This is a genomic window from Vibrio anguillarum, from assembly GCF_001989995.2.
In the GTDB taxonomy this organism is placed as follows: domain Bacteria; phylum Pseudomonadota; class Gammaproteobacteria; order Enterobacterales; family Vibrionaceae; genus Vibrio; species Vibrio anguillarum.
In genome coordinates, this window is record NZ_JAHGUP010000023.1 from 1 (window position 1) to 5936 (window position 5936).

At 45.2% G+C, this 5936-nt stretch carries 4 protein-coding genes; all 4 read right to left on the reverse strand.

The features are described from left to right. The coding region (locus PL85_RS05690) for an ABC transporter permease (RefSeq protein WP_208895725.1) at positions 1-771 on the reverse strand (771 nt) is incomplete at its 3' end. A 2-nt stretch (positions 772-773) separates the two neighbouring features. After that, positions 774-1751, reverse strand: a complete 978-nt coding sequence (locus PL85_RS05695; RefSeq protein WP_013855660.1) for an ABC transporter permease — start codon at positions 1749-1751, stop codon at positions 774-776. A gap of 199 nt (positions 1752-1950) precedes the next feature. After that, complete coding sequence (locus PL85_RS05700; RefSeq protein ID WP_115339382.1) at positions 1951-3507, reverse strand: ABC transporter substrate-binding protein; 1557 nt, start codon at positions 3505-3507, stop codon at positions 1951-1953. Between the two features lie 108 nt (positions 3508-3615). After that, positions 3616-5331 carry a dipeptide ABC transporter ATP-binding protein gene (locus PL85_RS05705; protein ID WP_047688450.1) on the reverse strand — a complete coding sequence of 572 codons (1716 nt, stop codon included), beginning with the start codon at positions 5329-5331 and terminating at the stop codon, positions 3616-3618. Positions 5332-5936: the final 605 nt, after the last annotated feature.

Below are 5936 nucleotides of genomic sequence, written 5' to 3' on the forward strand. Positions count from 1 at the left end.
GTCTGGCTGGAGCAGATCACCTAGGAAAGAGAGTGCCGCTTCAGACATGATCGCATTGGCAATTTGTACAGTTGAGATAACCAAAATAGGCGATAAACAGTTAGGTAAAATATGGCGAAACATGATGCGTGGTGATTTAAAACCCATCACACGAGCCGCTTCCACATACTCTTTTTTCTTCTCGGCGAGCACGGACGCACGAATTGTCCGCGCGTATTGTGGCCACTCAGCCACGCCGATAATCACCACCAACATCACAACCGCATACTGACTATAAAATTCACTCCCAAAACTGGCTTTGAAAATTGCCGAAACAATGATCGCTACCATCATGGTTGAAAACGATAGCTGCACATCGGCAAAGCGCATCAAAAAGCTATCAATACGCCCACCAAAGTAGCCAGCGGAAAGGCCAATCACGATACCAAGTAATAACTGTAAACCGACCGCCAAAAAGCCAATCGTCAGTGATAGACGCGAACCATACAGTATGGTCGACAAAATATCGCGCCCTTGCTCATCCGTGCCGAGAACAAAGCGCTCATCGGCTCCGTCCATCCAAGAGGGAGGTAATTCTGCATCCATCAGATCAATCGATGATAGGTCGTACGGGTTACTGGGAGCAATGAGTGGCGCAGCGACAGACAAAGTTAAGAATACAAAAAAGATGACGAAGCTGGTCATCGCCACTTTATCACGCAAGAAATAGTACAAAAAATCAGACTGTTTAAAACGCTCCCAACGAGATGGAGCAGCAGCAAATTGGCTCATGATTAAGCTCCTTTTCCAGTAAGGTTCACAGTCGGGTTAATCAGACCGTATAACAGATCGACAATGGTGTTGGTCACAACAAAAATCAGGCCAACGAATATGACGTAAGCGGTGATCAGCGGAGTATCAACTCGGTTGATCGCTTCAAGGAAAAGAAAGCCCGTACCCGGCCACTGAAAAACAGTCTCGGTTAAGATGGTGTAGGCCACCATAGTCCCAATTTGTACACCGCCGACGGTTAGCACCGGTAACATGGTATTTTTAAGTGCATGTTGGTAGTAAATTTTGTTCAATGCCAAGCCTTTAGCTTTAGCAAATTTGATGTATTCCGAGCTCAGCACTTCCAACATTTCAGAACGCACTAAACGAATAAACAGCGGCAGCATGATCGACGCCAGTGAAACACAAGGCAGCACCAAGTGTGCTAATCCATCAGCCGTGAAAAAGCCAGATTCCCAACCCAACCAATTGGCGGTTTCTCCTCGTCCATACGATGGTAACCAACCTAACGTGATCGAGAAAACGTACATCAACATAATCGCAGTTAAGAACACTGGGATAGAAATACCAATACTGCTGCCCGCCATCACCACTTTGGTAAAGAAGCTTTTGGGATGAATGGCTGTGTAAACCCCTAATGGAATGGAACAGACAATGATGATTACGGTCGCACCGAGCACAAGCTCTAACGTTGCGATTAATTTATCGAGAATAACGTCTACCGCAGGACGTTTGAAAAAGTAGGACGTGCCTAAATCACCCTGCACCGCGGCCGTAATAAAACGAGTATATTTGGCAATGAAAGGATCATTCAGTCCAAGTTCATCGCGCAGCGCTTGGCGCTCGCTTTCTGAAACAGACTGCCCAACAAGCTCACGCAATGGGTCGCCTAAGTTATCCTGAATGGCAAACGCCACCAGACTGATCACAAACATCACTATCAGTGCCTGAAACAGGCGCTTGACCAGAAACGAAAACATTCCTTGCCCCTTAAACTATCCATGATGGTTCTTTTTAAAATTGAATTAACTTTAATAGGAACGAAAAAATTCAGCCTAAAAAATGACACTCGACCCGACTGAAATAAAGCAAAGTGCAGAGATCTTAATAAGGCATCCAAGCGGATGCCTTGAGTGACTTAAGCGCCGCCCACATTACATGAGCGGCCAACTTAAGTAATTACTCGCTAACGACTAGGTCGCCGAAATAAGGGAATTCCATCGCGTTAACAATCGGTTTGATATCTAAAGTAGATTTCGCCCCCCACGCTAGGTTTTGCCAATGCAGTGGAACAAATGCTGCGTCGTTGTACAAAGTCACTTCGACTTTTTGCAGCATCTGTGCACGTTTCGCAGGTTCGGTTTCTACGTTTGCCGCTTCAACCAACTTATCCACTTCTGGATTTGAGTAGTGACCACAGTTGTACTGGCCTTTACCACTCTCTTCGTTACGTGTCATGGTTAAGAACTCGGTGAAGTTTGCTGAGTCTTCAGTATCTGAGTGCCAGCCAATCATTAACAGATCCGCGGCGCACTTATCAAACTCAGGCCAATATTGCGCTTTTGGCATGGTTTTAAGATCAACCTTAATACCAATTTTCGACAACATCGCCGCTGCAGCTTGTGCAACTTTCGCATCGTTCACATAACGGTTGTTTGGCGCGATCATGGTGAGCGTCAGCCCTTTCTCATAACCAGCCTCTTTCATCAGCTCTTTCGCTTTTTTCAAATCAAAACGAGGCACAAGGTTCGCGTCATAACCAGAATAACCCGCTGGGCCTTGTTGGCCAGCTGCTGTCGCAAAACCTTTCATGATTTTGTCAACGATACCTTGGTTGTTGATGGCATGAACAATGGCTTGACGCACGCGAACATCTTTCAGTGCTTCATTGCTGTTTTGGTTCATTTGGAAAGTGATGATGCGCGTACCCGGCAAGGTCACAAGATCAATACCTTTGGCTTCTTCCACACGTTTATGATCGTTTGGCGCAACAGGTGCAATCATATCCACATCACCCGAAAGGAGCGCCGCAACACGAGTGGCATCTTCTTTAATCGGCACTAGGGTCAGTTTGTCTACGTTGCCTTTTGATGCGCTATCCCAATAATCTTTAAAGCGTTCAAATTCCACTTTTACGCCTTGTTCGCGGAAAGTTACTCTAAATGGGCCAGTACCAGAAACGTTGGTCGAAGCAAACGAGTTACCGTGCTTCACAATTTCAGATTTCTCTTTACCATCAGCCGCTTTGCCCGAATAGAACTTGCTGTCCATAGGGAAGATGTAGGTTGCGGTTTGCAGAACCAGCGGATAAGCGCCTTTGGATACGATCTCGACGGTGTAATCATCCACTTTGACCATCTTTTCATACGGTTCAAAAATAGCTTTGAAATCAGGAGAATCTTGTAAACGATCGAACGTCCAGACCACATCGTCTGCCGTCATTTCGTTACCTGAATGGAATTTCACCCCTTTACGCAGCGTAAAACGGAATGTTGTATCATTGACACGTTCCCATTTCTCAGCAAGGCGAGGTTCGAAATCAAATGTCTGGGTGTAACGAACGAGAGGATCAAACACCATGTGAGACATTTGTAGCGTACCACCAGATAGCTGCTCATGCGGGTCAAGTGACACTGGGTCAGCATCATAAGCGACGGTAATATTGGCCGCGCTAGCTGCAAAGCTTAAGCCTGCCGCCATCAAAGCTACTGTTAGTTTGCTTTTCATGGTTTTCATTGCATAACTCCTTATGCGGGAATCCAAATCCCTAGTTGTTGTAATTGCTTCTGTTTATTCATTCCAAGCACGCTTGGTCATGATATCTCTATCTGTAACTTTTTTGGCTTACGCCGTTACTGCATCTTCTCTTAAGCCCGTAAACTCAGGCATTAAAGAAATCAAATGCTGGCTGTATTGGTGTTGAGGTGACTTAAACAACTGCTCTGTAGGGGCGACCTCCAGTAAGGTCCCCATTTGCATGACCCCGACACGATCGCACATTTGGCGGATCACAGGTAAATCATGGCTGATGAACAGCATGGTCAAATTGAGCTCATCTTGCAGATCTTTCAATAGGTTTAAGATCTGCGCTTGCACAGACACGTCGAGCGCGGACGTAGGTTCATCACAAATCAATAAGCGAGGACGCGTGGCGAGTGCGCGAGCAATCGAAATACGTTGACGTTGACCGCCGGAAAACTCGTGCGGATATTTCACTCCCGCCATCTTACCTAGGCCTACGTGCTCTAAAAGATCATGCACAATTTGCCGTGTTTCCGCTTCGCTACGGGTTAATTTATGAAAACGAATCGGCTCGGCAATGATATCGAAAATCTTCATTCTCGGATTCATTGAGGTATAAGGGTTTTGAAACACCATCTGCATCTGGCGGCGCATCGGACGGCGCTCGTTTTCCGATTTCAGCGCAGTAAGATCAATCCCTTCAAAACAGACTTTGCCTGAGTTTGGAGCGTACAGACCCGCAATCACGCGTGCGATGGTTGATTTACCGGAACCTGATTCCCCAACCAAACCAAAAGTTTCCCCTTCAAACACCTCAAAACTGACGTCATTTGAAGCTTGGACATATTCACGGCGACTTTCAAACAATGAGTCTTTGGTCGTAAAGCGTAAATTCACGTTTTCTACTGTCAGCAGTGGGCCTGTGTATTGGCGATTATCTTGGCTCTGACCTAACCAATGGTTTTTAACATCCAGTGGTTTTAACTCACTTGCCTCTTCGATATAGCTCACCAGCGGAAAGCGATCGAGTTTTTTATCTGAGCGAGGAACGGCGGAAATCAAACTGCGCGTATAGGAGTGATCCGGAGCGCCCAACACTTTAGCTGTCGGTCCAAATTCAACCAAGTCACCGCGATACATCACCGCGACGCGATCCGTCACATTCGAGACCACACCCATATCATGGGTGACCAGCATACAACCAACATTGTTTTTAATGCATAGCTCGCGGATGAGGCTCAAGATTTGATCTTGAATAGAAACGTCTAATGCAGTGGTCGGTTCATCGGCAATAATAAGATCAGGTTCACCCGCCAGCGCAATGGCAATCACAACACGTTGACGCATGCCACCAGAGAATTGGTGTGGGTACTGCTTCAAACGGTTTTCAGGCTGAGGAATACCCACTTGCTTCATCAAAGAAAGTGCACGCTGATACGCTTCTTCCTCAGTCACTTTCATATTGGCGTGGATGGTTTCTGTCAGTTGATGTTCAACCGTAAATAGTGGATTAAGCGACGTCATTGGGTCTTGAAAAATAAAACCAATTTTAGAGCCGCGAACTTGGCGCATCTGCTCAGGCGATAGGCCTGAAATCTTCTCACCATCTAAGAACACATCACCACTGGCAATGAGACCGGGTGGGCTCAATAAATCGATAACCGCATTACCTACGGTCGATTTTCCGGCGCCTGATTCTCCCACAACCCCAACAATTTCACCCCGCTCGATATTAAACGAAAGCGATTTCACAGCAACGTGAACACCATGACGCGATGGGTATTCAATACGCAGGTTTTTTACTTCTAAAAGTGACATCCCAGACCTCTACGACTTGGGCAGTGTTGTGCCCTGTCTGTAACTACCTTTGAACAACAAAGCGTTCAAAGCCAGTAAAAATGAATCCATTCATACCAGTACAATATTCTGGTAATTAACAAGGCCATCAATTTGGAAAATATTTCACAGAAAAGCAACATCGATAGGATAAAAAGTCGATATCAAATCAAACCAAAGCAGTAACATCGTATTTTTATGCACCAAATATGCATTAATCATTGGTATGACCAATATTCTAGCACGCAGTAATACACCCCAAAACATAGACGTTAAGCCTAAGAAAACGCCAATTTACCATGCATTCTAAAAAAGAATGCAGAATAAAATTTCAAATTATATTTCGGCATATCACGTAACACATTAGAAACAAAAACCAGAATAACCAACAAAATGCCAGACTAAAAACTAATGATAAAGCAGAAAAGCAGTGAATTCATCTGAACAGAAAATTTAGGGTTTAGCCTTTAAACATGATAATTCACTGACTTAATGAGATAGGAGCCAATAAGGAATCGAACATTGAATAGAGAGAATGGTCTTTCGACTGAGGCTTATTAAGATGGCCGGTGAAGAGCCCGGTTTTG